Raw genomic sequence first — 26,982 nt, forward strand, 5'->3', positions numbered from 1 at the left:
CGAGCTGCGGACTGTTCAGCGGCCGATAGACTCTCCGGTCATGAGTGTTGAAGAGGGCACGGCCAACCACGGTCGGCTGCTGGGCACCGTCCACGGCCCGCAGGACGTGAAGCGGATGACCGCCGAGCAGCTGGACATCCTCGCCGCCGAGATCCGTGACTTCCTGATCGCCAAGGTCTCCCGCACCGGCGGCCACGTCGGCCCCAACCTCGGTGTGGTCGAGCTGACCCTGGCGATGCACCGGGTCTTCGACTCCCCGCGCGACCGGCTCCTCTTCGACACCGGCCACCAGGCCTACGTGCACAAGATCCTCACCGGCCGGCAGGAGGGCTTCGACAAGCTCCGCCAGCGCGGTGGCCTCTCCGGCTACCCCAGCCAGGCGGAGAGCGAGCACGACCTGATCGAGAACTCGCACGCCTCCACCGCCCTGTCGTACGCCGACGGCCTCGCCAAGGCGTACGCGCTGCGCGGCGAGAAGCGCTCGGTGGTCGCCGTGGTCGGCGACGGCGCGCTCACCGGCGGCATGTGCTGGGAGGCGCTGAACAACATCGCCACCGCCGGCAACCCGCTGGTGATCGTCGTAAACGACAACGGCCGGTCCTACTCGCCGACCATCGGCGGCCTCGCCGACCACCTGTCGTCGCTGCGGCTCAACCCCGGCTACGAGAAGGTGCTCGACACCGTCAAGGACGCGCTGGGCAACACCCCGTTCGTCGGCAAGCCGATGTACGAGGTGCTGCACGCGGTCAAGAAGGGCATCAAGGACGCGGTCGCCCCGCAGGCCATGTTCGAGGACCTCGGCATCAAGTACGTCGGCCCGGTCGACGGCCACGACGTGCCGGCCGTCGAGGCCGCGCTGCGCGCCGCGAAGAACTTCGGCGGCCCGGTGATCGTGCACGCGGTCACCCGCAAGGGCTACGGCTACCGCCCGGCCGAGGATGACGAGGCCGACTGCCTGCACGGCCCCGGCGCGTTCGACGCCGAGACCGGCAAGCTGCTCGCCGTGCCGTCGGTGAAGTGGACGAACGTCTTCGCCGACGAGCTGGTCGCGATCGCCGACGAGCGCCCCGACGTGGTCGGCATCACCGCCGCCATGGCCGAGCCCACCGGCATCGCCACGCTCGCCCGCAAGTACCCGGAGCGGGTGTACGACGTGGGCATCGCCGAGCAGCACGCGGCCACCTCCGCCGCCGGCCTCGCGATGGGCGGGCTGCACCCGGTCGTCGCGGTCTACGCCACGTTCCTCAACCGCGCCTTCGACCAGGTCCTGCTGGACGTGGCCATGCACAAGCTGCCCGTCACGTTCGTGCTGGACCGGGCCGGCATCACCGGCCCGGACGGGCCCAGCCACTACGGCATCTGGGACATGTCGGTCTTCGGCGTGGTGCCCGGCCTGCGCATCGCCGCGCCCCGCGACTCGGCCACGCTGCGCGAGGAGCTGCGCGAGGCGGTCGCCGTCGACGACGGCCCGACCATCCTGCGCTTCCCGACCGGCACCGTCGCCGCCGACCTGCCGGCCGTCCGCCGGGTCGGCCCGGTCGACGTACTGGCCGAGTCGGCGCGTACCGACGTGCTGCTGGTCGCGGTCGGCTCGTTCGCCGGCCTCGGCGTGGAGGTCGCCACCCGGGTCGCCGAGCAGGGCTACGGCGTGACCGTGGTCGACCCGCGCTGGGTGCGCCCGGTGCCGGCCGAACTGGTCGAGCTGGCCGCCGGGCACCGGCTCGTGGTCACCGTGGAGGACGGCGTGCGCATCGGCGGCGTCGGTTCCGCGCTGGCCCAGGCGATGCGTGACGCCGACGTCCGCGTACCGGTCAAGGACCTGGGCGTACCGGCCGACTGGCACCCGCACGGCAGCCGCGCGCAGATCCTGGCCGACCTGCGGCTGACCGCGCAGGACGTGGCCCGCGACGTCACCGGCTGGATCTCTGGCCTGGACGCCGCCCCGGTGGACCCGGCCACGAACGGCGCCCGAGCCCAGAGCTGACCCACCGCCCAGCCCGCCTCGTCGATCTTGCACTTGCGGCCCTCCTGATGTCGGTTTCGCCCGATCAGGGAGGGCCGCAACCGCAAGATCGCCGCACCGGTCGACCTCGCGCTGTTGACCAAGGAGTTTGGGTGCTCGAGGAGTCCTTCGGGGGACACGAAAGGAGTCCTTCGGGGGACACGAACTCCTTGATCACCGGAGCGGGCGGGGGAGAGGGTCAGGGGGTGGGGAGGGAGCGGTACCAGGTCTTCTCGGTGCCGGCCAGGCTGAACGTCTGCCTGGCGTCGGTGTGCTCGACGACCACCAGGCCGGGACGGTCGACCAGGCGCGTCGTGCCGGGCGGGGCGGAGAACGAGGCGTCCCGGGTACGCCAGGACAGCACCGCCAGCGGGCGGCCCGGCATCGGCAGGTGGTACGCCTGAAGCGTGGTGGACCGGTCGGCGGGGGAGACCACCGGGCTGCCGCCGTCGGCCGGGCGGTAGACCACAGCCGTCATGGTCCCGCCCGAGGTCTCCCAGCTGAGCTGCTCCAGCTCGCCCGGCTCGCCCTCACCGAGAGCCACCGAGCCGAGTGAACGCGTGGTGATCTTCGCCATCGGCCAGGACTCCGGCGCGGATCGGGGCGCGTCGCGGTCGCCGATGCGCCGCGGCACGCTGCCGAACGGTCCCCGTTCGCCGGCGAGCACGCAGGTGTCCAACCCGGTCAGCGCGCGCCTGCCGGCGCCCGTCTCGTCGCGTACCAGGGGGTAGCGGGGCGCTTCGGTGGCCGTACCCAGGTCGAGGACGCGGTCCGCGGCCAGGCCGCGCGGCAGCGACGTCGTGGGTCGCAGCGTCGCGGTCAGCTCGACGGCCCGGCACTCCGGTACGGCGACCGGGTCGGTGACGCCGTCGGTGCTGCCGAGCACCTTGCCGTCCGGGCCGGCCAGGCGCTCGACGCGGGTCGAGGTGAGGTAACGGCGGCCGGACGGCTCCCGCACCGGCAGCACGTCGGAGTAGACCAGGTAGCCGCGGTCGGTGTACTCGGTGGCGTGGGCGACCCGCCAGCGCTGCCCGTCCCGGTCGAGTTGCAGCAGCCAGGAGGCGGCCTCGCCGGGCACGTCGGCGGCGACCAGCGCGAGCGCCGACCCGGCCACCTGACCGGAGAAGAGGATGCCGGAGGTGGGCACGTGCACCCGGTCGTCCACGGGGGAGCGCCAGTCACGTACCGCTGTGGTGATCGCGGCGGTGGCGTCGGCGTCGCCGGCCAGGCTGCCGCGTGGCGGCCAGACCGCGAGGGTGCCGTCCAGGCTGTCGTAGCCGACCCGCAGGTCCGTCGGCCGCCGCTCGGCGACCGGCCCGCAACCGGCGGTGACCAGCAGCAGAGCTGCCAGCGTGGTGCCCGTCGTAGCGCCTCGGCGGGCTGAAAACACCCTGATCCCCTCGCCGGTCGTCGGTCGGAAGCCCACATGGTACGAGACGGCCGGTCACCCGGCCGCGACTGGCTCACCCTTTCGGCCGATCGGCCACTGCGGAACGTGACGGGCGATTCGGGTATCAATATCCGGCTCCGGTAGACTCCGCCGACTGTGACGCCTGCCGAGACCCGCGGCGCCTCGACGCCGGACGCCGCCGCCCCGACGGGCCACCGTGCCGTCACTTTGGAAGCACCCCCGGTGACCGTCGCCGACGCGCCGGCCGAGCCGGAGGCGGCGACCGAGCCCGAGGCGCCGGCCACGCCGGGCGCGCGGCGCGAGCGCCGGTGGCGGTGGACGCGCCGCCGGATCGACCTCCTCGTGTACGGCGGATTCCTGCTCGCCGCGATCTGGGTGACCAGCGGCATCTGGGTCGACCCGGCCGGACGGGTCGCCGCGCTCTACAGCAGCGACCCGGCGCAGGTGCAGTTCTTCCTGGCCCACTCGGTGCGGGTGGTGCTGCACGGCGAGTTCCCGTTCTTCACCGAGCAGTTCAACTACCCCGACGGCGTCAACCTGATGGCGAACACCGCCATCCTGGCGCTGGGCATCCCGATGGTGCCGGTGACCCTCCTGTTCGGACCGGCGGTCTCCTTCGTCACGCTGGTCACGCTCGGCCTGGCCGGCACCGCGGCCGCCTGGTACCGGGTGCTGTCCCGGCACCTGATCCGGCACCGCCCGGCCGCCGCCGTGGCGGCCTGGTTCTGCGGGTTCTCCCCGGCCATGCTGTCGCACGCCAACTGGCACCCGAACATCATCAGCCAGTTCCTGCTGCCGTTCATCGTGTGGCGGGTGCTGGTGCTGACCCGCTCGGCCCGGCCGGTCCGCGACGGCGTGCTGCTGGCGCTGCTGGTCACCGTGCAGGCGTTCATCAACGAGGAGATCCTGCTCTTCACCGCGATGGGCCTGGGCGTGTTCCTGATCGCCGTGGTGGTGCAGCAGCGCGAACGGTGGGCCGCCGCGTGGCGGCCGCTCGGCGCCGGGCTGGCGGTCTGCGCGGCGCTGGCCGGGGCGCTGCTGGCGTACCCGCTGTGGGTGCAGTTCGCCGGGCCGATGGCGTACCACGGGCTCAGCGACGCGGTGCGCGACTACGGCAACGACATCGCCGCGTTCTTCGCGCCCGGCTCGCCCACCTTCGGCGGCAACGAACGCGCGAACGTCAACCTCGCGCCGAACTACTCCGAGGAGAACGCGTTCTTCGGCTGGAGCCTGTCGCTGCTCGTCGTGGGCATCGTGGTGTGGCTGCGGCGGGACGCGATCGTCCGCGCGCTCGCCGCCACCGGGCTGTTCTTCGCCGTGCTCTCCCTCGGCGAGCGGATCTCCTGGTGGGACCGGGAGATCGCCACCGGCCCGTGGGAGCTGCTGGTGCGGCTGCCGCTGCTCGACGCCGTGGTGCCGACCCGCTTCGGCCTGATCACCGGCGTGACGGTGGCGATCCTGCTCGGGTACGCGGTCCGGCGCCTGTGGGCGCTGCGCGGCGTGGACCGGCGGACCGCCCGCAAGCTCACCGTCGCCGGCCTGGTCCTGGCGCTGCTGCCGATCGCGCCGATGCCGTTGCGGGTCACCACGCGGGAGCCGGTGCCGGAGTTCATCACCGCCGACAGGTGGCGCAAGTACGTCGGACCCGACCAGACGCTCGTCTCCGTGCCGGTGCCCGCGATGGGCAACACCGACCCGATGCGCTGGGCGGCCAGCACCAACCTCGACTTCAAGATCCCCGGCGGCTACTTCCTCGCGCCGCGTAACGGCGTCACCGGCGACCCCGGGCGCTTCGGCGGCCGGCCCAGCGGCATCGGCGAGATGCTGCGCGAGGTGTCCTCCACCGGCCGTACGCCGAAGCTGGACGACCGGCAGCGCCGCCGCTACCTGGACGAGCTGCGGCACTGGAACGCGGCGCTGGTGGTGCTGCCGCGCGACGAGCAGAACGCCGAGCCGCTGCGCCGGACCGTGGAGCAGTTGGTCGGCCCCGGCCGGCAGGAGCTGGACGTGTGGCTGTGGGACGTGCGGAAACTGACCAGCCGGTCCGCCTGACCGAACCGGCGGTCCCCGCCCCCGCGCCCCGCCGTCGCCGGCCCCGCCCGGTCGACGCGCTGGTGGTGGCCGGCTATCTCGGTCTGGCCGTGCTGCTCACCACCGGCCAGTGGCGCCGGCCGGAACGGCTGTTCCACCAGGCCGGCGACCAGATGCTGTTCGAGTGGATGCTGGCCCGGGCCGCCCGCGCGGTCACCGGCGGCGAGAACCCGCTCGCCAGCGGCGCGCTGAACGCCCCGGACGGCGTGAACCTGATGGCGAACACCTCGGTGCTCGGGCTGGGCGTGCCGCTCACCCCGGTCACCGTCGTCTTCGGCTCCCAGGCGGCCTTCCTCGTCGCCGTGACGCTCAGCCTCGCCGGCACCGCCACCGCCTGGTACGCGCTGCTCGCCCGCCGGCTGGTCCGCTCCCGGGCCGCAGCCGCGGTGGGCGGCCTGTTCTGCGGCTTCGCCCCGGGCATGGTGGCGCAGGCCGGGGCGCACCTGCACATGGCCGCACAGTTCCTGGTGCCGGTGATCCTCGCGCTGGTGTTCCGGCCCGCCACCGGCCGGGTCCGGCGCGACGGCGTGCTGCTCGGGCTCGCAGTCGCGTACCAGGTGTTCCTCGGCGAGGAGGTGCTGGTCTTCCTGGCGCTGGCCGCCGGGGTGTTCGCCGGGGCGTACGCGCTCGCCGACCGGGCCGCCGCGCGCCGGCTGGCGCCGGTGGTGGCCCGCCGGCTGGGCATCGGCGCGCTGGTCGCGGGCGTGCTGCTGGCGTACCCGCTGTGGTTCCAGTTCGCCGGGCCGGGCCACTACCGGGGGATGCCGTTCCACACCGAGGGCTACCGGCTGGACGTGGTCTCGTTCGCCGCCACCGCCCGGCAGACGGTCGCCGGGGACGCCCACCGGGCCGGGCTGCTGTCGCCGAACCCGACCGAGCAGAACTCGTTCTTCGGGCCGTTCCTGCCGCTGCTCGCCGTACTCGTGGTGGTGCGGCTGTGGCGACGGCCGCTGGTGCGCGCGCTCGCCGTGTGCGGCCTGCTGTTCGCGCTGCTGTCGCTCGGCACGAGCGTGGTGGTGAACCGGCACGACACCGGGCTGCCCGGCCCGTACCGCCTGCTCGCCGGGGTGCCGCTGCTGGACCTGGTGGTGCCGGCGCGGTTCGCGCTGGTCTGCGTACCGGTGCTCGGGGTGCTGCTGGCGCTCGCAGTAGAGCGGGTCCGGGGTGGCGGCGTGCGCACCTGGGCGCCGTGGGCCGGCGCGGTCGCCGCCGCGCTGCTGCCGCTGGCGCCGACGCCGATCCGCACGGTGCCGGTCGCGCCGGTCCCGGCTGTGGTGTCCGGCGGCGGCTGGCGGGAGTACGTGCCACCGGGCCGGACGCTGGTGCCGGTGCCGCCGGTGACCGGTGCGGCGGTCAGCCCCGCCATGTTCTGGTCGGCGCGCACCGGGCTGGCGTTCGACGCGCCCGGAGGCTATTTCATCGGCCCGCGCTCGGCCACCGACGAGGGCGCCCGCTGGGGCGCGCCGGACCGGCCCACGTCGCTGCTGCTGCGCCGGGCCGCCGAGACCGGCCGGGTGCCGCCGGTCGGCGAGGCGGAACGCCGGCAGGCGGTCGACGACCTGCGGCACTGGCGGGCGGCGGCGCTGGTGCAGGCCGACTCGACACCCGGTGACCCGGTCCGCGCCACTGTGGACGCGCTGGTCGGCCCCGGCCGGGACGTGCCGGGCGGGCACCTGTGGGACGTCCGCCCGCTCGCCGGCTGACCGGCGGGGTCACCACCGGTCGCGCACGTCCCAGATCCACACGTCGTCGACCCGCTGCGGCGGGCCGAGCAGCTCGGCCATCAGGTCACGCAGCACCGCCTCGCGCGGGCCGGCACCGAGCACCACCACCGAGGCACGCCAGAAACGCAGGTCGTCCACGGCCTGGCGGCGGTTCTCCTCGGTGATCTCCGGCACCTCGTTGGCGTCCATCGTGGAGTAGATGAGCGTGCTGGTGGGGCGGTTCGGGGCACCGAAGACACCCTCGCCACGTTCGTTCGGGCCGATGAAGTAGCCACCCGGGATCGGGAACTCGTGCCCGGTCAGCGCGCTCCAGCGCAGCGTGTGCAGCCCGTGCACGTTGCTGGGGATCGGCACCGGCACCAGCGTGCGGCCCTCCGGCACGTACGGCCGCCATCCGCCCGCGGTGATGAAGTGCGGCGGCGGGTCGATCCGCTCCGCCGGCAGCGGACGCGGGATCAGCGGCACCACGGCGGCGGCGATGGCGACGAGCCCGGCCAGGCGAAGCACCCGGCGACGCTTGTCGCGCGCGGCCGTCCCGTCGTCGCCGTCGGCCGCGTCGTCGGCGGCGGCGCGGGGGGCGGGCACCGGCGGGCGGCCGGCCCCGGCCAGCGTGTCCCACGCCAGGGCGAGCAGCACGCCAACGGCGGCCACCACGACCAGGCTCAACCGGGTAGGCATCATCATCTCGACCAGCGGCAGGTCGTCCGGCACGTACGCCCACGGCCCGTCGATGTCGGTCTCCGCGCCGTTGAACCGTACGACCGGGCCGATCGAGGCGATCGTGAACACCACCACCAGCACGGCCAGGATCCGGGCCGGCACCGACCGGCGGACCAGCAGCACCAGCGCGGCCAGCGCCACCAGCACCAGCGGCCAGCCGAACCAGGTGTTCTGCTCGGTCAGGCCGATGGTCTTCTCCACCGCCTCGTCGCCGGCGATCGTGTCCCGGGCGAATGTGACGAACGCGACCAGGTCCTCGCCCCAGTTGTGGAAGACACCGCCCTGCAACCCCCGGTAGGACTGCGGGCCGTTGAACTGGAACCAGATCGGGTAGGCCGTCAGCAGCAGCGCCAGCCCGCCGCCGAGACCGAGTGCGGCCAGGAACGACCCGGCCCGCTCCCGGGCCGCGCGGGGCCGCTGCACCGCGTACACCACCACCACGACCAGGCAGGCCAGCGCGGTGAGCAGCAGCATCTCCTCGTTGATGAAGATCTGGTACGCGACCAGCAGCCCGAGCGCGAGCCCGTTGCGCCGCCAGCGGCCCGGCTCGCCCAGCCGCAGCACCCGGGCCACGATCAGCGGCAGCAGGAAGTTCGACACGAAGTTGGGCTGCCCGTTGGCGTGGTGCACGATGCCCGGCGCGAAACCGAGGAACGCGCCGCCGACGAACGCCCCGGCCCGGGAGCGGACCAGGTGCCGCGACAGCACCCAGTACGACGTGGCGGCGGTCGCGGACAGCGCCGCGCCCAGGTAGAGCGCGTACATCACCTGCGGGCCGAGCAGCAGCGTCAGCGGCGCCAGCGGCAACGTCACCCCGAGCAGCGAGGTGTTCGCCATCATGTTCACCCCGTCCGGCGCGTTCTGCCGGGTGGTGAACAGCGGGTTCTCAAGGTGCTGCACGGAGTACGCGCCGTGCGCGAACAGCCACTCGAACCAACTGTGGTCGGTGGGCAGGTGCGAGGAGACCCGGTTCTCGACGTCGCCCCAATAGTTGAGGCAGACGAGGACACCGAGCAACACATAGGCTCCGATGGCCAGTATGTCGGCGCGGGCCGGCCGGCGACGGGCGCGGCGCGGCGGATCGGCCACGACGGCGTCCGTCTCGACGGACGAGGGGTTCAACGAGGGGTCCACCACGGGCACGGCCACGACGCGCCATCGTACAGGCGGTTCGTCACATGTCCGGTCACGGCCGGGCGGCGGCCCGGCGCGCGGGAGAGGATGGTCGTGACCGTCATCGATCTGGGGGAGTGGCGCGACGAGGCCTCGCCCGGGCCGGCCCCGCGCCCGCCGCGAGCGGTCGGGCGTCCGTTCCGCGTTCTCGTGGCGCTGCTGGTGGCGCTGCTCACGCTCACCGCCGCGGGGCCGCCGCGAGGTCCGGTCGAGTGGACGCTGCCCGGCGGGCTGGGATCGGCCGTGTTCGTCACCGGCGACGTGGTGTACGTGGTCCGGCCGGACCGCGCAGGCGCCGGCGGCGGGCGGGAACTCGTCGCGTACCGGGGCGACCGGGAGCGGTGGCGCAGTCCGCTGCCCGGTGCGGGCGCCGTCGTGTCGGTGTGGGAGCAGGACGGCCGGGTGATCGTGGCCGGCCGGAGCGTCGACGACACGGACTGGCAGACGGTGACATACGACGCGGCGAGCGGCGCGGACGCCTGGCGCCGGCCCGGAATCGCGTTCGCGGTGGGCCGGGTGCTGCTGATGCAGTCGGCGGAGTCCGACACCAGTCCGTCGTACACCCGGGTGGACCCGGCCGACGGCCGTGCACTGTGGATGGCGCCGATGACGGGCATGCTGGGTCTCGACGTCGAGCCGACCGGGCCGGCACGCATGGTGTTGTCCCCGATGTCCGGGCAGACCGTGGTCGTGGACGCGCGCACCGGTGCGCGGCTCGTGGCCCGGGACCTGTACCCGGTGCGACCACCCGCCCTGCGCCAGTTGCAGATCGCCGCCGGCCTGCTGCTGGAGATCCGCGACGGAGACGGTTCCATCGAGGCGTACGACCTGGACACGCTCCGGCCGCGCTGGACCGCCACGTGGAGGCTCTTCGGCCACGTCGAGAGTTGCGGCAGCCTGCTCTGCACCGTCGGGCCGGCCGGCGGGATGACCGCACTCGACCCGGCGACCGGCGCCGTGCGCTGGAGCGTGGAGCGGTGGGCGGGCGTGGTGGCTGCGCGTGGCGGCCGGCTGCTCGTCGGCGTCCCCGACACCGGCATCGACGACGGCCTGGCCGTGCTCGGCCAGGACGACGGGCACCTGGTCGCCGACCTGGGCGGCTGGGCGCTGGTCCCGCAGCACGATGCCGGCGGCCCGCTGCTGGCCACCCGGCCGCTGGGCGGCGGCCGCCAGCTCCTGGCCGAGGTGGACCTGTCCGGCGATCCGCCCTCGATCCGGGGCACGTTCACCGGCACCGACTGCACCACCGGCGTCACGTTGCTTGTCTGCCGCCGACCCGGCGGCGACTACATGGTGCGGCGGCTGACGTGAGCCCGGTGATCGAACTGGGGGAGATGCGGCACGGGGAGTCCGCCGACGAGCCGGTCGTCGCGCCGCCGCGCCGGCCGCCGGGGCCCACGGCGCGGGTGGCGCTCCTCGGCTTCCTGGTGCTGCTGGTGGTGACCGCCGCCGCCGGGCCGCCGCGCCGGGCCGAGCCGATCCGGGTGCCCGCCCCGCAGGGCGCCGCGTTCGTGATCCTGCCCGACCGGGTGGTGGTGGCCGACGGCCCGGCCGCGATCGGCCCCGGTGGACGGGTGGTCGTCGCGCACCGGCTGTCCAGCGGGGAACCCGTCTGGCGGTTCGCGCTGACCGCCGGGGACCACGTGCTCGGGCTCACCGCCGTGGGCGGAGGGCTGCTGGTGACGAGCAGCCCGGCCGGGGACGGCGACTCGGTGTCGGCCATGCTCGACCCGGCCACCGGCACGCTGCGCTGGCGGCATCCCGGCTACCCGGTGCGGACCGCGTCCGGTGGGCTGCTGCTGGAGAATCCGCGCCCACCGGGCGCGGGCACCGTGCGGGCCGTGGACCCGGCCTCCGGCGCGGTGCGGTGGACGCTGCCCGTGCCGGGCCAGGAGGTGGGTTACCGCCGCGACGACCACGGGGTGACGCAGCTCGTCCTGGTCACCCCGCAGGGCCGGGTGACCGTGTACGACGCGGACTCCGGCGCGGTCGCGCACACCGGCCGGGTGGCGTCCGTGGCCGACCGCGCCGCCTACCGGTACGCGCAGGTGGTGGCCGATCTCCTGCTGGTCGAGGACGCCCAGGGCTCGGTCACCGCGTACGGGCTGGACCGGCTCGACGAGCGGTGGAGCGTGCCGGTCGGCTCCCGCGCCGGGCTCTGGTTCGCCGAATGCGCCGGGATGGTGTGCCTGCGGAACCAGGTGGGCGGTGCGCAGGCACTCGACCCGGCCACCGGCCGCCCGGCCTGGTCGGACGAGCGCTGGCTCGGGCTGGGCCCGGTCGGCGACCGGCTGATCGCGGCCGAGCGCGGGGTGGGGGAGGAGCTGGAACTGTCGGCGCTGGACCCGTCGACCGGCCGGGTGCTGGCCCGGCTGGGCCGCTGGCGCGTCTCCGGCAACGACCTGCCGTCCGCGCCGCTGATCGGACTGCGCACGCTCACCGAGGACCGGACGCTCGTCGGCGCGCTGGACGTGGCGGCCGGCCAGGTGCGGATCCGGGGGATCCTGCCGGGTGCCTGGTCCGAGTGCGCGGACACGGGTACCGCGCTGGTGTGCCTGCGACCGACCGGTGGCATGGTGATCTGGCCGGTCGGCCGCTGATCACCAGTTGGCCTGTGCCGGTGGCGGCGGCAGCGGCGTCGACTCCGGCCGCAGCACGTACGCGACCCCGCCGCTGCCCGCCTGCCAGGCGCTCTCGAACGGTTCGCGCGGCACGGTGCGGCGGACCCGCTCGTCGTCCGGCGCGTACGGGTCGTTGAGCACCGGGTCGCCGTCGGCGGTGAAGCCGGCCAGCACCATGAGGTGTCCCCGGGTGTCGTAGTCCAGCCCGGGCACCTGGCCGGCGGTGAACGCGGCCGAGACGATCAGCGGGATGCCGGCGGCCACGAACCGTTCCGCCTCGGCCAGCGAGCGCAGCCGGGTGACGAAGGCGTCCACCCCGTGCGTGGCCGCGTACGCCGTGTTGAACGGCCAGTTGCCCGGCCCGCCGAAGGCGTGGTCGTAGCAGTGCCGGGCGGCGTGCACCACCTGCGGGCGGGGGCCGGGCGGCGCCACCCAGGCGTACCGGTCCGGGGTGGGGCCGGCACCCCAGTAGTCGAGCACCATCGACACACAGGTGGGACTGCACCAGGAGTCGCCGCCGCCACCCCAGCGGGTCTCTCCGGCGGCGTGCAGCCGCTGCGCGTAGCGCGGCACGTCCAGCACCCGTCCCCACGCGCCGTCCGCCCCGCCGCCGGCCGCCTCCGCGCCGCGGGGCGGGTCGGTCGAGGCGACCACGCCCACCGTGCGCAGCACCGGGCCCGCGGGCGCGTCGAGCCGGCGGTGCATCGTCACGCGGGCCTGCCAGCCGGTCACCGTCGTGCCGGTCACCCGCAGCGTGTCGGCGGCGACCCGTGCCCGGTCGTCCTCCTGCCCGGGTACGGAGGCGCGGTGCACCGCGCTGTCGTCGGCGGCCCAGTGGCCCAGGTCGTACCAGCCGGTGGCGGCCGTGCCGCCGGCCCAGCCGCGCAGCTCGACGCGCAGCCAGCAGCCGGGCGGGGTGTCGGCGGTCCAGGAGGGCACCAGCTCGGTGACGGCGAAACCGGCGGGTGCCACCGGGGAGGTCCAGGTGCCGGCGGCGTACTCGGCCGTGGTCCCGGAGTGCGGGTCGGTGTGCGTGACCCGGCCCGCCGCGCCGTCGAGCGTCAGCCCGTCCGGCCCGGCACGCAGCCCGTCCGCGTGACCACGGTCCCGGTCCGCCGGGAAGCGGAACCGGTGGTACGCGACGTCGCGGCCGGTCACCGGGAACCCGCCCGGCGTGGACGTGACCTGTGGCTGCTGCGCATGTCGATCATCGCCGCCGAGCATCGCGTACCCGAAGGTTTTCTGCAACGGCGGCGCGTGCCGCCGGGCGCGGCCGACCGTCGCGCCGCGCCGTCACCCAACGTGGCCGGAGCTCGCCCCCGGCACCATCACCCGCGCGCCCTTTGCTCTGCAGCCTTATGCGCGGCGGTAACGGTGGGCGACGGTTGCGCCGGTGGCTGCAGAGCAAAGGGCGCGCTGGGGTGTCTCTGGTGGTGCCGGCCGACTCGCTGTTTCTGCTGCTCACGGCGCTCTGCTTCCGCCGACGTTCCATCCGGCCCCCACAAGCACTCATCACGGTGCGTGACGTGTCGATGGGCGCGACGGAGTGACGTTCAGTCACCACCCGGGGCCGGTGGCAGCAGGTGGAGCGCGGCGCGCGCCGGTCCGGGGCGACTACCGCGCTCCCCGGCGGTCCGGTTTTGCCTGCCGCACTAGGTTGTCAGGGGTCACGAGGTGGGAGGCCGGGATGCGGGTATTGGTGGTCGAGGACGAGCGCAACCTCGCCGACGCGATCGCGCGCGGGCTGCGCAAGCGTGGGATGGCCGTGGACGTCGCCTACGACGGCGACGCCGGGCACGAGGCGGCATTCGTCACCCGCTACGACGTGGTGATCCTGGACCGCGACCTGCCCGGCGTGCACGGCGACCGGATCTGCGCCGACCTGGCCTCCTCCGGCGCGCTGACCCGGGTGCTGATGCTGACCGCCAGCGGCACCGTCGCCGACCGGGTGGAGGGGTTGCAGCTCGGCGCCGACGACTACCTGGCCAAGCCGTTCGCGTTCGACGAGCTGGTGGCCCGCGTGCAGGCGCTCGGCCGCCGCGCCACCCCGGCGGCGCCGCCGGTGCTGGAGGTGGCCGACCTGGTGCTCGACCCGGCCCGCCGGGCGGTGAGCCGGCGCGGTGTGCCGCTCGACCTCACGAACAAGGAGTTCGGCGTGCTCGCCGAGCTGCTCAAGGCGCGCGGCGCCGTGGTGTCCAGCGAGGAGCTGCTGGAGCGGGTCTGGGACGCCAACACCGACCCGTTCACCACGATCGTCCGGGTGACGGTGATGACCCTGCGCAAGAAGCTCGGCGACCCGCCGCTGATCGACACAGTCGTGGGCGCGGGATACCGCATCGGCGGGGTTCAGCAGTGACCACGCGGACTGCGCGCCGGGTGCGGCCCACGCTGCGGCTGCGGCTGACCCTGCTCAACGGCGTGCTGCTGGTCGGCGCCGGGGCGATCCTGGTGTTGCTGGCCTGGCTGCTGGTCCGCGACGCGCTGCGCCCCACCGACGAGCTGCTACCCGGCACCACGGTGGTGCTCAGCGACGGGCGCAGCCTCGACGCCGGGCAGTGGCAGCGGCAACTGGTCGACGCAGCGTCGCAGGAACTGCTGGTCAAGGGGCTGCTCGCGCTGGTCGCGATCAGCATGGTCGGGGTGGCCGGGGCGTACCTGGTGGCCGGCCGGGCGCTGCGCCCGCTGCACCAGGTCACCGCGACCGCCCGCCGGCTCGGCGAGGCCACGCTCGACGAGCGGATCGGCTGGTCCGGCGCCGACGACGAGGTGGCCGAGCTGGCCGAGACGTTCGACGCCATGCTCGACCGGATCAGCGGCGCGTTCGAGACGCAGAAGCGGTTCGTCGCGAACGCCTCGCACGAGCTGCGTACGCCGCTGGCGGTGATGCGTACCGAAATCGACGTGACGCTCAGCGACGACGACGCCGACCTCGCCGAGTACCGCCGCATGGCGGGCGTGGTGCGCGACGCCTCCGAACGCGCGAACGGCCTGGTCGACGCGCTGCTCGTGCTGGCGCGCAGCGAGGCGCAGACCGGGCGGCGGCTGGCCCGGCGTACCGAGTCGGACCTCGCCATCGGCACCGCCAACGCGCTGTCCGCCGTCTCCCGGGAGGTCGAGCGCATCGGCCTGAAGGTGCACACCTCGCTGCGCCCGGCACCGGTGGTCGGCGATCCCGGCCTGCTCGACCGGCTCGCCGGCAACCTGGTGGAGAACGCGGTCCGCTACAACCACCTGCACGGCCGGATCTGGATCCGCACCGGCACCGACGGGGAACGGTCCTGGCTGGTGGTGGGCAACACCGGCTTCGAGGTCGCCCCGGCCGACGTACCCGGGCTGTTCGAGCCGTTCCGGCGCGGCGGCCAGGAACGCACCGGCGCGCGCGGCTCCGGTCTCGGCCTGTCGATCGTCCGGGCGGTCAGCGACGCGCACGGCGGCACGGTCAAGGCGGTCGCCCAGCCCGGCGGCGGCCTGGAGGTGACAGTCACGCTTCCGTCGGCCGACCCGGCGGCGGCCACCTGACCGCCGATCCGGCCCGCCCGGCCGGTGAGGCCACCTCACCTTTTCGTGCGGACGGCCTCGGCTGTCCTGGCCGGACCGGACGGTGGTCGGCTCCGGCGGCGCGGTGGTCGGGCAGAATGCGCCGCCCGCGCTGGACGCGGAGCCGCTGATCAACGGAGAGTAAGCGCAGCGACGCCTCACCCTGCTCACCCACCGGAGCTGCCCGTGACCCACCACTCGGCCTCGCGCCGCCGCCGTCTCCTCGCGGTCCTCACCGCCGGCGCCCTCACCGTAGCCGGTCTCTCTCCGGCCACGCCCGCGGCCGCCGCCGCGCCCGGCCACGACACAGTGGTCCACACCGTCCCCTCCGCCGCCTCGCCCGACGTCCAGGACGGCTCGGTCGACGCGATCCACGACGCCGGTACGAAGATCATCGCGGGTGGCTCCTTCACCCGGGTGCAGAACCGCAACTCCGACGTCGACATCCCCCGCGACTACCTGCTCGCCTTCGACAAGGCCACCGGTCAGGTGGACACCGCGTTCGCGCCCACGCTCGACAACGAGGTGACGGCGGTCGTCGCCGGTCCCACGGCGGGCACGGTCTTCGTGGCCGGCAAGTTCAACACCGTCAACGGCGTGACCCGGCGCAAGGTGGCCCTGCTCGACGTCGCCACCGGGGCGGTCGTCACCAGCTTCGCGCCGCCGGCGTTCAACGGGCTGGTCAAGGACATCGCGCTGGTCGGCAACCGGCTGCTGGTCGGCGGCATCTTCACCACGGCCGGCAACCCCAACCCGCGCGGCGGGCTCGCGTCGCTCAACGCCACCACCGGGGCGGTCGACGGCTACCTCACCACGACGTTGACCGAGAACCACAACTGGGACGGCGTCAGCGGCGCCAAGGCCGGCGTGGGCGCGGAGAAGCTCGCCGTCTCCCCGGACGGCACACAGCTCGTCGTCATCGGCAACTTCAAGAAGGCCGACGGGGTGCTGCACGACCAGATCGTCAAGATCGACCTGGGTGCCACCGCCGCCACCGTCGCGGACTGGAACACGGCCCGTTACACGCCGCGCTGCAAGTGGCAGTCGTTCGACTCGTACGTCCGCGACGTCGCGTTCTCCCCGGACAACAGCTACTTCGTGGTGGTCACCACCGGCGCCCCGTACGGCGGGACGCTCTGCGACACCGCGGCCCGCTGGGAGGCCGGCGCGACCGGCGCCAACCTCCAGCCGACCTGGGTCGACTACAGCGGCGGCGACACGTTCCTGTCCGTCGGCATCAGCGAGCAGGCCGTCTACGTCGGCGGGCACCTCCGCTGGCTCAACAACACCGCCGGCACCGACAACGCCCGGGCCGGCGCGGTCGGCCGGGCCAGCATCGCCGCGCTCGACCCGGTAAACGGCCTGCCGCTGTCCTGGAACCCGGGCCGGCACCCGCGTGGCATCGGCGCGTCCGAGATGCTCGTCACCGAGTCCGGGCTCTGGGTCGGCGGCGACACGCTCTGGATCGGCAACTTCCAGTACCGCCGGGAGCGGATCGCGTTCTTCCCGCTGGCCGGCGGCAAGGCGCCGCACCCGACCACCACGGCCACGTTGCCCGGCAACGTGTACCAGGCCGGCCTGCCGAAGCCGACGAACGTGCTGTACCGGGTGAACGCCGGTGGCCCGGTGGTGGCGGCCACCGACGGCGGACCGGACTGGGCGGCCGACACCAGCTCAAGCCCCAGCCCGTACCACAACACCGGCAGTTCGACCTCCAGCTTCAACACGGTCGGCAGCCTGGACTCGACCGTGCCGGCCGGCACCCCGGCCGCGCTCTACAGCGACGAGCGCTACGACCCGGCCGGCGGCGCGGAGATGCTCTGGCAGTTCCCGGTGCCCACCGGCACCGAGGTGCACGTACGGCTCTACCTGGCCAACCGGTACGACGGCACCTCCGCCCCGAACACCCGCGTCTTCGACGTGGCGCTGGACGGCACCGTCGTCCTCGACGACCTGGACCTGTCCGCCAGCGTCGGGCACAACGTGGGCACCATGCGGGAGTTCACCGTCACCAGCGACGGCACCGTCGACATCGAGTTCCGCCATGTCAAGGAGAACCCGCTCGTCGATGCCGTCGAGATCGTCAAGACCGGCCCTCCGCCTTCCGGCACCGGCGAGGAGGTGCAGGTCCGCTCGTACGACGGGCTGACCGGCGTCGGCACGCCCAGCCCGGTGGCGAACCCGGACGAGACCGTGTGGTCGGCCACGCGTAGCGCGTTCTGGGTCGGCGGGACGCTGTTCTACGGCAACGACGGCGCGCTGTGGCGGCGTACGTTCGACGGCACCACGTTCGGCACGCCCGAGCTGGTGGACCCGTACCACGACCCGTACTGGGACACCGTGATCACCAACTCCGGGCCGACCGGGCAGACGTACGTCGGCGCGACCACCGGCTTCTACGCCGAGATCCCGAACGTGACCGGCATGTTCTACTCCGGCGGGCGGCTCTACTACACGCTGACCGGGCAGAACGGCCTGTTCTGGCGCTGGTTCACGCCGGACAGCGGCGTGGTCGGCGCCGACCGGTTCACGGTGGCCGGGGCGAGCGGGTTCGCCGACACGGGCGCGGTCTTCGTGGCCGGCGGCACGCTCTACAAGGTGAACCGGAGCACCGGCGACCTGTCCGCCGTCGACTGGACCAACGGCGCTCCGTCGGGGACGTTCACGGTGCGCAGCGGCCCGGCGGTCGACGGCGTCGACTGGCGCGCGAAGGCGGTGTTCGTCGGCCCGTAAGGAAGGGCCCCTCATTAACGCCTGCGGTAGAGGAAGGGCCCCTTGTTAACACCTCGCTGTTAACAAGGGGCCCTTCCTTGCGCGAGCGGGGTTGTGTGCTCGGCGCGGGCGGTGGAATGATCAACCGGTCAGCCCGAGAGGTGGAAAGGGGGTGTGGTCGATGTCCGTCGTGAACCGTCCCGCGCCCCGCGTTCCCCGCTGACGTCCCACTCCGCCGGGGCGCGTTCCCCACAGGAGGAAGCACCATGAGTGCACAGATCCACTGCGTGACCGTCGAGTCCGACGATCCGTACACCCTGGCCGGCTGGTGGGCCCGCGTGCTCGACCGGCAGCTCGCCGACGACGACCACCCGGACGACCCGGAGGCGGTCCTCGCCGCCCCCGCCGGACAGGGGCCCGACCTGCTGTTCGTCCGGGTGGGCGAGCGGCACGGCAAGGGCGCGTTCCACATCGACCTGCACCCGGCCGAGGGCACCCGGGACGAGGAGGTGGCGCGGCTGCGCGACCTCGGCGCCACGCTTGTGGCCGACCGGCGCCGGCCGGACGGAAGCGGCTGGGTGGTGCTGGCAGACCCCGAGGGCAACGAGTTCTGCGTCTGCCGGAGCTGGGTCGAACGGGCCGCGTCCGCCTGATCCGGAAACGACACCGGGCCCCCGCCGTGACGGCGGGGGCCCGGTGCGTGACGGGTGTCAGTCCTGCTTCTCGATCTCGCCCCGCATGGTGACGAACTCCTTCTGGAGCTCCGCGGCGGACTTGAAGTAGACGACGACCATGCCGAGGCTGCCCCGGTCGGCCCAGATGCAGACGGCCACCTGCTCACCCGAGGCCTTGCCGTCGGAGCACTTGGCGTCGCCGCCGAGCGGACCCGCGTCGACCGTCTTGAAGTCAGTGGTGCCCAGGTCCGGCGTGACCGCCGTGACGGCGTCGTTCAGCTCCTTCTTCGGGTCGGCCATGACGCCGGACACGGCGACGATCATGACCAGGTCCTTCTTCGCCGGGTCGCCGTAGAAGGCGCCGGCCGTGCTCGTCGCGTCCGGCACGTCCTTGCTGAGCGAGGCCTTCATCTGCGTCGCGGCGCTCTGCAGCTGCGGGTCGGTGACCTTCGGCCGGCCGCCGAGCGTCTGCGGCTCGACCACCCGCGTCTTGGTGGCGGTGACCACCTCGTCGACCGTGTCCTTCGTGGCGAAGTAGGCGGCGACACCGCCGCCGACGCAGAGCACCAGGACCACCGCGAGGACGATCAGCAGGATCTTGCCGACGCCGGACTTCTTCTTCGGCGGGACCGGCGCACCGAGCTGGCTGCCGTACTGCGGCTGCTGCGGGTTCTGCGGGTAGTCGCCGCCGTACTGCGGCTGCTGCGGCGGCTGGTAGCCACCGGGTTGTTGCTGGGGGGAGGGGTAGTTGCCGGAGTAGGGACTGGACGGCGGCTGGGACATGTAGGCAGCTCCTGTGAGAAAACTGGACGCGTGATCGTAGCCAGCCCCACCGACAGCCCGCTGTCCGCCCAAGGGCGGCGTCGCCAAACCGCGACCTACCCGTGACCTGGGCCGCAGACGCCGATCGCGGTGGCCGGGCCGTCCGGAACGGACAGCCCGACCACCGCGATCGATGTGTTTGTGTCAGCGCAGGCTGGCCACGCCGCGCGGCAGGAAGCGCTTGCCGGTGACCCGCTCGGAGGTGCCGGTCCGGTCCAGGTACGGCGTGACGCCGCCCAGGTGGAACGGCCAGCCGGCGCCGAGGATCATGCACAGGTCGATGTCCTGTGCCTCGGCGACGACGCCCTCGTCGAGCATGAGCCGGATCTCCTGCGCCAGCGCGTCCAGCGCGTTCTGCCGGACCTGCTCGGCGGTGAGCGGCTGGTCGCCGACCACGAGCAGCTTCGCCACCTCGTCGTTGATCTGGTCGTCGACCACGATCGGCTGGCCCGAGTCGGCGATCCGCTTGAGGTTCTCGCTGACGCCGAAGCGGTCCGGGAACGCCTCGTGCAGGGTGCCGCCGACGTGGTACGCCACGGCCGGCCCGACGAGCTGCAGCAGCGCCAGCGGGCGCATCGGCAGGCCCAGCGGGTCCAGCGCGCTGTTCGCCACGTCCAGCGGGGTGCCCTGGTCGACGGCCGCGAACACGGTGCCGAGGAAGCGGGTCAGCAGCCGGTTCACCACGAATGCCGGGGCGTCGGAGACCAGCACCGACGACTTCTTGAGCTGCTTGCCGACAGCGAACGCGGTGGCCAGCGTGGCGTCGTCGGTCCGCTCGCCGCGGACGATCTCCAGCAGCGGCAGCACCGCGACCGGGTTGAAGAAGTGGAAGCCGACCACCCGCTCCGGGTGCTCCAGCTCGGCGGCCATCTCGGTGATGGACAGCGAGCTGGTGTTGGTGGCGAGCACCGCCTCCGGCTTGACGATCTTCTCCAGCTCCGCCCAGACCTGCTTCTTGACGCCCAGGTCCTCGAACACGGCCTCGATGACGAAGTCGGCGTCGGCGAAGACGGACTTGTCGACCGAGCCGCTGACCAGGCCGTACAGCTTGGCCGCGGTGCCCTTGTCCATCCGGCCCTTGCTGACGGCCTTCTCGATCTGGGTGTGCACGTAGCCCACACCCTTGTCCACGCGGGACTGATCCAGGTCGGTCATCACGACCGGCACCTGGAGCCGCCGGGCGAACAGCAGCGCGAGCTGGCTGGCCATCAGGCCGGCACCGACGATGCCCACCTTGGTGACCGGCCGGGCCAGGCCCTTGTCCGGCGCCCCGGCCGGGCGCTTGGCCCGCCGCTGCACCAGGTCGAAGGCGTACAGGCCGCTACGCAGCTCCTCGGAGAAGACCAGGTCCGCGAGGGCCTCGTCCTCCGCCGCGGTGCCGGTGGCGAAATCGGCGTCCTTCGCCGTCTCCAGCAGGTCGAGCGCCTTGTACGCGGACGGGACCGCGCCGTGCAGCCGCTGGTCGAGGGTCTGCCGGGCGAAGTAGAGCACGCCCGCCCACATGTCCTTGTCGACCTCGGGCCGGGTGACGGTGACCTCGCCCCGGACGACGCCGGCGGCCCACTCCAGCGACCGCTCCAGGAAGTCGGCCGGCTCCAGCAGCACGTCCGCGACGCCCATCTCGGCCGCCTGCTTCGGCTTGAGCATCTTGTTCTGCATCAGCGGGTTCTGGATGATGACCTGCGTCGCGGCCGGGATGCCGATCAGGTTCGGCAGCAGCTGCGTACCGCCCCAGCCGGGGATCAGGCCGAGCGAGACCTCGGGCAGCGCCAGGGCCGCCGCGCCCGCCGACAGCGTCCGGTAGTGGCAGTGCAGCGCCAGCTCCAGGCCGCCGCCCATCGCCGCGCCGTTGACGAACGCGAAGGTGGGGACGGTGCTGTCCTTGAGCCGGGCGAAGACCCGGTGGCCCAGCCGGCCGATCTCCAGCGCCTGGTCGCGGTTCTCCAGCGCGGGCAGGCTGGTGATGTCCGCGCCCACGCAGAAGATGTACGGCTTGCCGGTGACCGCGATGAACGCCGGCTCCGCCGCCAGCGCGGCGGTGATCGCCTCGTCCAGGCTGGTCAGGCCGGCCGGGCCGAAGGTGTTCGGCTTGGTGTGGTCGAAGCCGTTGTCCAGCGTGATGAGGGCGGCGGGCCGGTCCAGCCCGGGTACGGCCACCTGGCGCAGCAGCGCCTTGGTGACGACCTCGTTCGGTGCGGCGAGGCTCACTGCGACTCCTTCGTTCGCGACTGCGGGGCTCGCAAGCTCACTCCTCGCGCTCACTGATCTCCACCCTCCCAGTGCGGGTTCTCCCAGATCACGGTGCCGCCCATGCCGATGCCGATGCACATGGCGGTGAGGCCGTAGCGGACCTCGGGGTGCTCGGCGAACTGGCGGGCGAGCTGGGTCATCAGCCGGACGCCGGAGGACGCGAGCGGGTGACCGATGGCGATCGCGCCGCCCCACGCGTTGACCCGCGGGTCGTCGTCGGCGATGCCGAAGTGGTCGAGGAAGGCGAGCACCTGCACCGCGAACGCCTCGTTCAGCTCGAACAGGCCGATGTCGTCGATGCTCAGGCCGGCGATGCGCAGCGCCTTCTCGGTCGACGGGATCGGGCCGACGCCCATCACCTCGGGCTCGACGCCGACGAAGCCGAACGACACCAGGCGCATGCCGACCGGCAGGCCCAGCTCGCGGGCGGTCTCCTCGGCGACCAGCAGCGCGGCGGTGGCGCCGTCGTTCAGGCCGGCCGCGTTACCGGCGGTGACCTTGCCGTGCGGCCGGAACGGGGTCTTCAGCCCGGCCAGCTTCTCCATCGAGGTGTCGCGGGGCGCCTCGTCCACGGCGGCCAGGCCCCAGCCCGTCTCCGGGTCGCGGGTCGCCACCGGCACCAGGTCGCCCTGGAGCTTGCCGTTGGCGTACGCCTTGGCGGTCTTCTGCTGCGACGCCAGCGCGAACGCGTCGGTGCGCTCCTTGGTGATGTGCGGGACGCGGTCGTGCAGGTTCTCCGCGGTGGAGCCCATCACCAGGGCGGACGGGTCGACCAGCTTCTCCGCGACGATGCGCGGGTTGGGGTCGACGCCCTCGCCCATCGGGTGGCGGCCCATGTGCTCGACGCCGCCGGCGATGGCCACGTCGTACGCGCCCATGGCGATGCCGCTGGCCACTGTGGTGACGGCGGTCATCGCGCCGGCGCACATCCGGTCGATGGCGAAGCCGGGCACGGTCTTGGGCAGGCCGGCCAGCAGGGCGGCGGTACGGCCGATGGTCAGGCCCTGGTCACCGATCTGGGTGGTGGCGGCGATGGCCACCTCCTCCACCTTCTCCGGCGGCAGTTGCGGGTTGCGGCGCATCAGCTCGCGGATGCAGCGGATCACCAGATCGTCGGCGCGGGTGTTGGCGTACATCCCACCCGCCTTGCCGAACGGGGTACGGACGCCGTCGACGAAGACGACATCCCGAACTTCACGGGGCACTTGGAGCCTCCCTCGGCACGGGCATTTCCCCGGATGCTACTCGTCAGTAACCAGACGTGGCACCACCCCCCGCGTGGCCCACCTCACACCGCCGCCGCCGATGTCACTGCTGCGGGGTGCGCAACGCCTCCGTCAGGGCGGGCAGGAGCAGCCCGATCTGCCACTCGCGGGCTCCGTACCCGCGTAGCGCGTCCGCAACCGTCCCGTCGCTGACCTCAGCCGGTGGCTGCCAGGCCAGCCGGCGGATCGAGTCCGGCGCGATCAGGTTCTCCGCCGGCAGCCGGTGCGCCCCGGCGGTGCCGACCACCACCTCCCGGGCGCGGGCGAGCCGACCGGCGGCCACCGGGTCGCGTTCGGCCCACCGGTGCGGCGGGGGCGGCCCCTCCACGGCCGGGCTCACCGGCAGCGCGTCGTCCGGCAACTGGCGTGCGTCGTCGAGCGCCGCCAGCCAGGTACGCGCCAGCCGGCGCACCGAACGCCCACCGAAACCGGGGAGCGTGAGCAGCGTCTTCTCGTCCTTCGGGTCGAGTTCGGCGGCGGCCACGATGGCCGAGTCGGGCAGCACCCGGCCCGGCGCGGCGTCCCGGCGGGAGGCGATCTGGTCCCGCGCGTACCAGAGGGAGCGCACCCGGGCCTGGGCGCGGGCGCCGCGTACCCGGTGGATGCCGGACGTGCGCCGCCACGGCTCGGCGCGCACCTTCGGCGGGCGGGCGCCGCCCCGCACCAGCGCGTCGAACTCCTCTGCCGCCCAGCCGGACTTGCCCTGCCGCCGCAACTCGTCGTCCAGCGCGTCGCGCAGGTCCACGAGCAGTTCGACGTCGAGCGCCGCGTACGTCAGCCAGGACTCCGGCAGCGGCCGGCTGGACCAGTCGGCGGCGGAGTGGTGCTTCTCCAGGCTGTACCCGAGTAGCTGTTCGGTCAGCGCGGCCAGGCCGACCCGCTCGAACCCGGCCAGCCGGGCGGCCAGTTCGGTGTCGAACAACCGCCGCGGGCGCAGCCCCACCTCGGCCAGGCAGGCGAGGTCCTGGCTGGCGGCGTGCAGCACCCACTCGGTGTCGGCGATCGCCGCGTCCAGGGCGGACAGGTCGGGCAGCGGCAGCGGGTCGATGAGCGCGGTGCCGGCGCCGGCCCGGCGCAACTGCACCAGGTAGGCGCGCTGGCTGTAGCGGTAGCCGGAGGCGCGTTCGGCGTCCAGGGCCACCGGGCCGGTGCCGGCCGCGAAGCGGGCCACGACCTCGTCCAACTCGGCGGGTGTGGCCACCGGGGCGGGCGTGCCGTCGCGCGGCGCGGTCAGGGGGACGGCCGCGTCCGGATCGGTCTCGGTCCCCGCGTCCGCCGGCTCCGGCAGGGCCGGCGTCGGCTGGGCGGATGCCTCCCCGGTACGGCTTTCGGCGGCCCGACGGCGCAGGGGTGGTTCGTCGGTCACCTGACAACCCTAGTAGGCCGGACGATCCGGTGTGCGCAGCCGGTCGGGCGCGTGTCGGCGCGATGGCCGGCAGGTGACCGGAAAGCACGGGTTGCGGAGCCGTGAGAGGGTCGGACAAGAGGGAAGACAAAGCCCGATCCCGCCGGTACGGTCCATCGAGCCGCGAACGGCGTACGGGCCGGACCACAGCGGTCGGGGGGCGTCGGCGAAGCCGACGGGGAGGACGGGCGAGCATGACAGGCGGGTACGGAACCGGCGACGACGTGCCGGGGCAGGGCGGCGGCGACACGGCAGCCGACCGGCCGGGACCGCTGCCGCCGCGCTTCGCCCCGCCCGCCGCTCCGGCGCCGGTGCCCGGATCGTTCGGCGGAGCGCCCGAGTGGGGCGGGGCCTCCGGCTACCCGGCGCAGTCGGCCCGGGCCGCCGTCCCGTCGCCCGCCGGCTACCCGGGTGACCCGGACCCGGCCGGCACGCCGCGGACCAGCGCCTACGCGTCCTCGTCCGGCGTCGCGACCCCGCCCGCCACGGCCCAGCCGGCCCAGCCGTCCTACGGCAGCACGCCGGCTCAGCCCTCCTACGGCTCCACGCCGGGCCAGCCGTCCTACGGCTCCACGCCGGGCCAGCCGTCCTACGGCACGACACCGGCTCAGCCCTCCCACGGCGCCACGCCGGGCCAGCCGTCGTCCTTCGGCGCCGTGCCGGCGCAGACCTCGCGGTCCGCCGCACCGGCCTACCCGGGCCCGCCCGGCAGCGGCCCGGCGTATCCCGGCCAGCCGGTGTCCGCGCCCAGCTACCCGGGCGGGCCGGTGTCCGCGCCCGCCTACCCGGGCCAGCAGGTGTCCGCCCCGTCCCAGCCGGGGCAGCCCGGCTCCGCGTACCCCGGTCAGCCGGCCCCCGTCGGCGCACCCGCCGCCGGCCGGCCGTCCCGGCGCAGCCGGGTGGCGGTGGTGGCGCTGGCCCTGGTCGCCGTGCTGATCGTGGTCACCGGCGTGCAGGCGTACCAGATCTACCGGCTCGACGACCGGCTCGCCGCCGCCGACAAGCGGATGGCCGAGGGGCAGGACTCCGACGCCGGCCGGCTCGACGGCCTGGAGCAGCGCGCCGGCAGCCTGGAGAAGCAGGCCGACGCGGCGTTCAACCCGGAGGCGGTGGCCAGCGCGGTGCTGCCGAGCGTGTTCCGGGTGCGGGCCGGGCAGTTCACCGGTACGGCGTTCGCCGTCGGCAAGGCGCCGTCCGGTGGCGGTACCACGCTGCTCACCAACTTCCACGTGGTCGAGGCGGTCTTCAACGCCGGTGAGCGCAAGGTGTTCCTGGAGCGCAAGGACCAGCGGTTCGAGGCGACGATCATCGCCACCGACAAGGAGAAGGACCTGGCGCAGTTGCAGGCCACCGCCAAGTTCACCGGGCTGGTCGCGGCCCGCGCCCCGGTCCGGTCCGGCCAGCAGATCATCGTGGTCGGCGCGCCACTCGGGTTGCAGGACAGCGTCACCACCGGCGTGGTCAGCGCGTTCCGCGACGACGAGCGCGGCGGCGGGCCGGTGATCCAGTTCGACGCGCCGATCAACCCGGGTAACTCCGGCGGCCCGGTGATCAACGGCTCGAAGGAGGTCGTGGGCATCGCAACGGCCAAGGCCCGCAACGCCGAGGGCATCGGGCTGGCGGTGCCGATCAAGACGGCCTGCGACCGGTTCCGGCTCTGCTGACCGCAGGCCCACACCGGTGTGGGCCGTCCGTACCGCATCGACCCCGGCCCACCGGGCCACCCCGCGGGGGACCAGAACATCTGGAGGAACGACATGTCCTACCCACCGGCCGGGGGCGAGAACCCGCCCCCGGCGCCGGGGGGCACGGTCTACGGCAGCCCGTACGGCAGCCCGCCCGCGCCCCAGCAGTACGACCCGAACCAGCCCGCGCCGACAGTGCAGCAGCCCGGCGTGCCGGACGGTCACGGGTACGGCGGATACCCGCCCGCAGCACCGGCCCAGCCGGGATACGCCCCGCCACCGGCCCAGCCGGGATACGCCCCGCCACCGGCCCAGCCGATGTCGGCGCCGCCGGTCTCCGGGCCGGGCTACGCGCAGCCGATGTCGGTCCCGCCCGCGTCGGCCCCGCCGGTCTCCGGCCCCGGCTTCGCGCCGCCGCCGATGTCCGGGCCGCCCGGCCCCTACGGCCCGGCGGGCCCCGCGCCGGCCGCGGGCGGCGGCCGGAGGTGGGCGCCGCTGGTGCTCGGCCTCGTCGCCGCGTTGCTGTTCGTCTTCGGCGGCGTCATGACGTTCCTGTACGTCTCGACGAACGGCGACCTGGACGAGTCGCGGCAGACGGTCAGCCAGCGCGACAGCACCATCTCGACGAACCAGCAGGAGATCGAGAAGCTCAAGGGTGAGCTGAAGACGGTCCAGGAGCGGCTGTCGGACACCCAGCAGGACCTGACCGGCACCAAGAACGACCGGGACGAGCAGGCCCGGCAGAAGAAGGTCATCGCGAACTGCCTGGACAAGCTGACCACCGCCATCGCGGCGGCGTCGCGCGGCGACCGGGCCGCCTTCGAGACGGCCAGCAAGGGTCTGGACAAGATCTGCGACGAGGCCGAGAACTACCTCTGACCGGCGTCCGC

At 73.8% G+C, this 26,982-nt stretch carries 18 protein-coding genes; 11 read left to right on the forward strand and 7 right to left on the reverse strand.

Going from position 1 to position 26,982, the window contains the following annotated elements:
* Positions 1-40: 40 nt before the first annotated feature.
* On the forward strand, positions 41-1,984 hold the full coding sequence (dxs, locus tag AB0B20_RS02680; RefSeq protein ID WP_357467447.1) for a 1-deoxy-D-xylulose-5-phosphate synthase: 1,944 nt from the start codon (positions 41-43) through the stop codon (positions 1,982-1,984).
* A 217-nt stretch (positions 1,985-2,201) separates the two neighbouring features.
* On the opposite strand, the gene AB0B20_RS02685 is transcribed toward dxs, so the two are convergent.
* Complete coding sequence (locus AB0B20_RS02685; protein WP_357467450.1) at positions 2,202-3,392, reverse strand: hypothetical protein; 1,191 nt, start codon at positions 3,390-3,392, stop codon at positions 2,202-2,204.
* A gap of 156 nt (positions 3,393-3,548) precedes the next feature.
* Between AB0B20_RS02685 and AB0B20_RS02690 the strand changes: the two genes are divergently transcribed.
* Both AB0B20_RS02690 and AB0B20_RS02695 read left to right on the forward strand, forming a co-directional pair.
* Positions 3,549-5,465: a hypothetical protein gene (locus tag AB0B20_RS02690; RefSeq protein ID WP_357467453.1), complete on the forward strand. Its 1,917-nt coding sequence runs from the start codon at positions 3,549-3,551 to the stop codon at positions 5,463-5,465.
* Complete coding sequence (locus tag AB0B20_RS02695; RefSeq protein WP_357467456.1) at positions 5,423-7,207, forward strand: hypothetical protein; 1,785 nt, start codon at positions 5,423-5,425, stop codon at positions 7,205-7,207. The genes AB0B20_RS02690 and AB0B20_RS02695 overlap by 43 nt, the downstream gene beginning before the upstream one ends.
* A gap of 9 nt (positions 7,208-7,216) precedes the next feature.
* Here AB0B20_RS02695 and AB0B20_RS02700 read toward each other — a convergent pair whose 3' ends face one another.
* Positions 7,217-9,070 carry a hypothetical protein gene (locus AB0B20_RS02700; protein WP_357467577.1) on the reverse strand — a complete coding sequence of 618 codons (1,854 nt, stop codon included), beginning with the start codon at positions 9,068-9,070 and terminating at the stop codon, positions 7,217-7,219.
* 99 nt (positions 9,071-9,169) lie between these two features.
* Here AB0B20_RS02700 and AB0B20_RS02705 point away from each other — a divergent pair, with 99 nt between their 5' ends.
* Positions 9,170-10,432 carry a PQQ-binding-like beta-propeller repeat protein gene (locus AB0B20_RS02705; protein ID WP_357467459.1) on the forward strand — a complete coding sequence of 421 codons (1,263 nt, stop codon included), beginning with the start codon at positions 9,170-9,172 and terminating at the stop codon, positions 10,430-10,432.
* On the forward strand, positions 10,429-11,721 hold the full coding sequence (locus AB0B20_RS02710; protein WP_357467463.1) for a PQQ-binding-like beta-propeller repeat protein: 1,293 nt from the start codon (positions 10,429-10,431) through the stop codon (positions 11,719-11,721). Before AB0B20_RS02705 ends, AB0B20_RS02710 begins: the two co-directional genes overlap by 4 nt.
* Here the strand turns inward: AB0B20_RS02710 and AB0B20_RS02715 are convergent, their stop codons facing one another.
* Entirely contained in the window at positions 11,722-12,990 is a 1,269-nt protein-coding gene (locus AB0B20_RS02715; RefSeq protein ID WP_357467466.1) for a peptidase C39 family protein, read from the reverse strand.
* Between the two features lie 439 nt (positions 12,991-13,429).
* On the opposite strand from AB0B20_RS02715, the gene AB0B20_RS02720 reads away from it, so the two are divergent.
* The 4 genes from AB0B20_RS02720 (at position 13,430) to AB0B20_RS02735 (ending at position 18,644) form a co-directional block, all read left to right on the forward strand.
* On the forward strand, positions 13,430-14,098 hold the full coding sequence (locus AB0B20_RS02720; RefSeq protein ID WP_357382684.1) for a response regulator transcription factor: 669 nt from the start codon (positions 13,430-13,432) through the stop codon (positions 14,096-14,098).
* A gap of 20 nt (positions 14,099-14,118) precedes the next feature.
* Positions 14,119-15,261: a HAMP domain-containing sensor histidine kinase gene (locus AB0B20_RS02725; protein WP_357382791.1), complete on the forward strand. Its 1,143-nt coding sequence runs from the start codon at positions 14,119-14,121 to the stop codon at positions 15,259-15,261.
* Positions 15,262-15,465: 204 nt separating this feature from the next.
* Positions 15,466-18,012 carry a malectin domain-containing carbohydrate-binding protein gene (locus AB0B20_RS02730; RefSeq protein WP_357467469.1) on the forward strand — a complete coding sequence of 849 codons (2,547 nt, stop codon included), beginning with the start codon at positions 15,466-15,468 and terminating at the stop codon, positions 18,010-18,012.
* Positions 18,013-18,257: 245 nt separating this feature from the next.
* A complete protein-coding gene (locus AB0B20_RS02735) occupies positions 18,258-18,644 on the forward strand; it encodes a VOC family protein (RefSeq protein ID WP_357467471.1) in 387 nt (128 codons plus the stop codon).
* A 57-nt stretch (positions 18,645-18,701) separates the two neighbouring features.
* Here the strand turns inward: AB0B20_RS02735 and AB0B20_RS02740 are convergent, their stop codons facing one another.
* From AB0B20_RS02740 to AB0B20_RS02755, 4 genes are all read right to left on the reverse strand, one after another.
* On the reverse strand, positions 18,702-19,448 hold the full coding sequence (locus tag AB0B20_RS02740; RefSeq protein WP_357382690.1) for a hypothetical protein: 747 nt from the start codon (positions 19,446-19,448) through the stop codon (positions 18,702-18,704).
* A gap of 183 nt (positions 19,449-19,631) precedes the next feature.
* Positions 19,632-21,695: a 3-hydroxyacyl-CoA dehydrogenase NAD-binding domain-containing protein gene (locus AB0B20_RS02745; RefSeq protein ID WP_357382692.1), complete on the reverse strand. Its 2,064-nt coding sequence runs from the start codon at positions 21,693-21,695 to the stop codon at positions 19,632-19,634.
* Positions 21,696-21,745: 50 nt separating this feature from the next.
* Positions 21,746-22,942, reverse strand: a complete 1,197-nt coding sequence (locus AB0B20_RS02750) for a thiolase family protein (RefSeq protein WP_357382694.1) — start codon at positions 22,940-22,942, stop codon at positions 21,746-21,748.
* 103 nt (positions 22,943-23,045) lie between these two features.
* A complete protein-coding gene (locus AB0B20_RS02755; RefSeq protein ID WP_357382696.1) occupies positions 23,046-24,368 on the reverse strand; it encodes a ribonuclease D in 1,323 nt (440 codons plus the stop codon).
* A 233-nt stretch (positions 24,369-24,601) separates the two neighbouring features.
* Here AB0B20_RS02755 and AB0B20_RS02760 point away from each other — a divergent pair, with 233 nt between their 5' ends.
* Both AB0B20_RS02760 and AB0B20_RS02765 read left to right on the forward strand, forming a co-directional pair.
* Entirely contained in the window at positions 24,602-26,071 is a 1,470-nt protein-coding gene (locus AB0B20_RS02760; protein WP_357467474.1) for a trypsin-like peptidase domain-containing protein, read from the forward strand.
* A 93-nt stretch (positions 26,072-26,164) separates the two neighbouring features.
* Positions 26,165-26,971 carry a hypothetical protein gene (locus AB0B20_RS02765; protein ID WP_357382698.1) on the forward strand — a complete coding sequence of 269 codons (807 nt, stop codon included), beginning with the start codon at positions 26,165-26,167 and terminating at the stop codon, positions 26,969-26,971.
* The last annotated feature ends 11 nt before the right edge of the window (positions 26,972-26,982 follow it).

Source organism: Micromonospora sp. NPDC049151 (genome assembly GCF_040648395.1).
In the GTDB taxonomy this organism is placed as follows: Bacteria; Actinomycetota; Actinomycetes; order Mycobacteriales; family Micromonosporaceae; genus Micromonospora.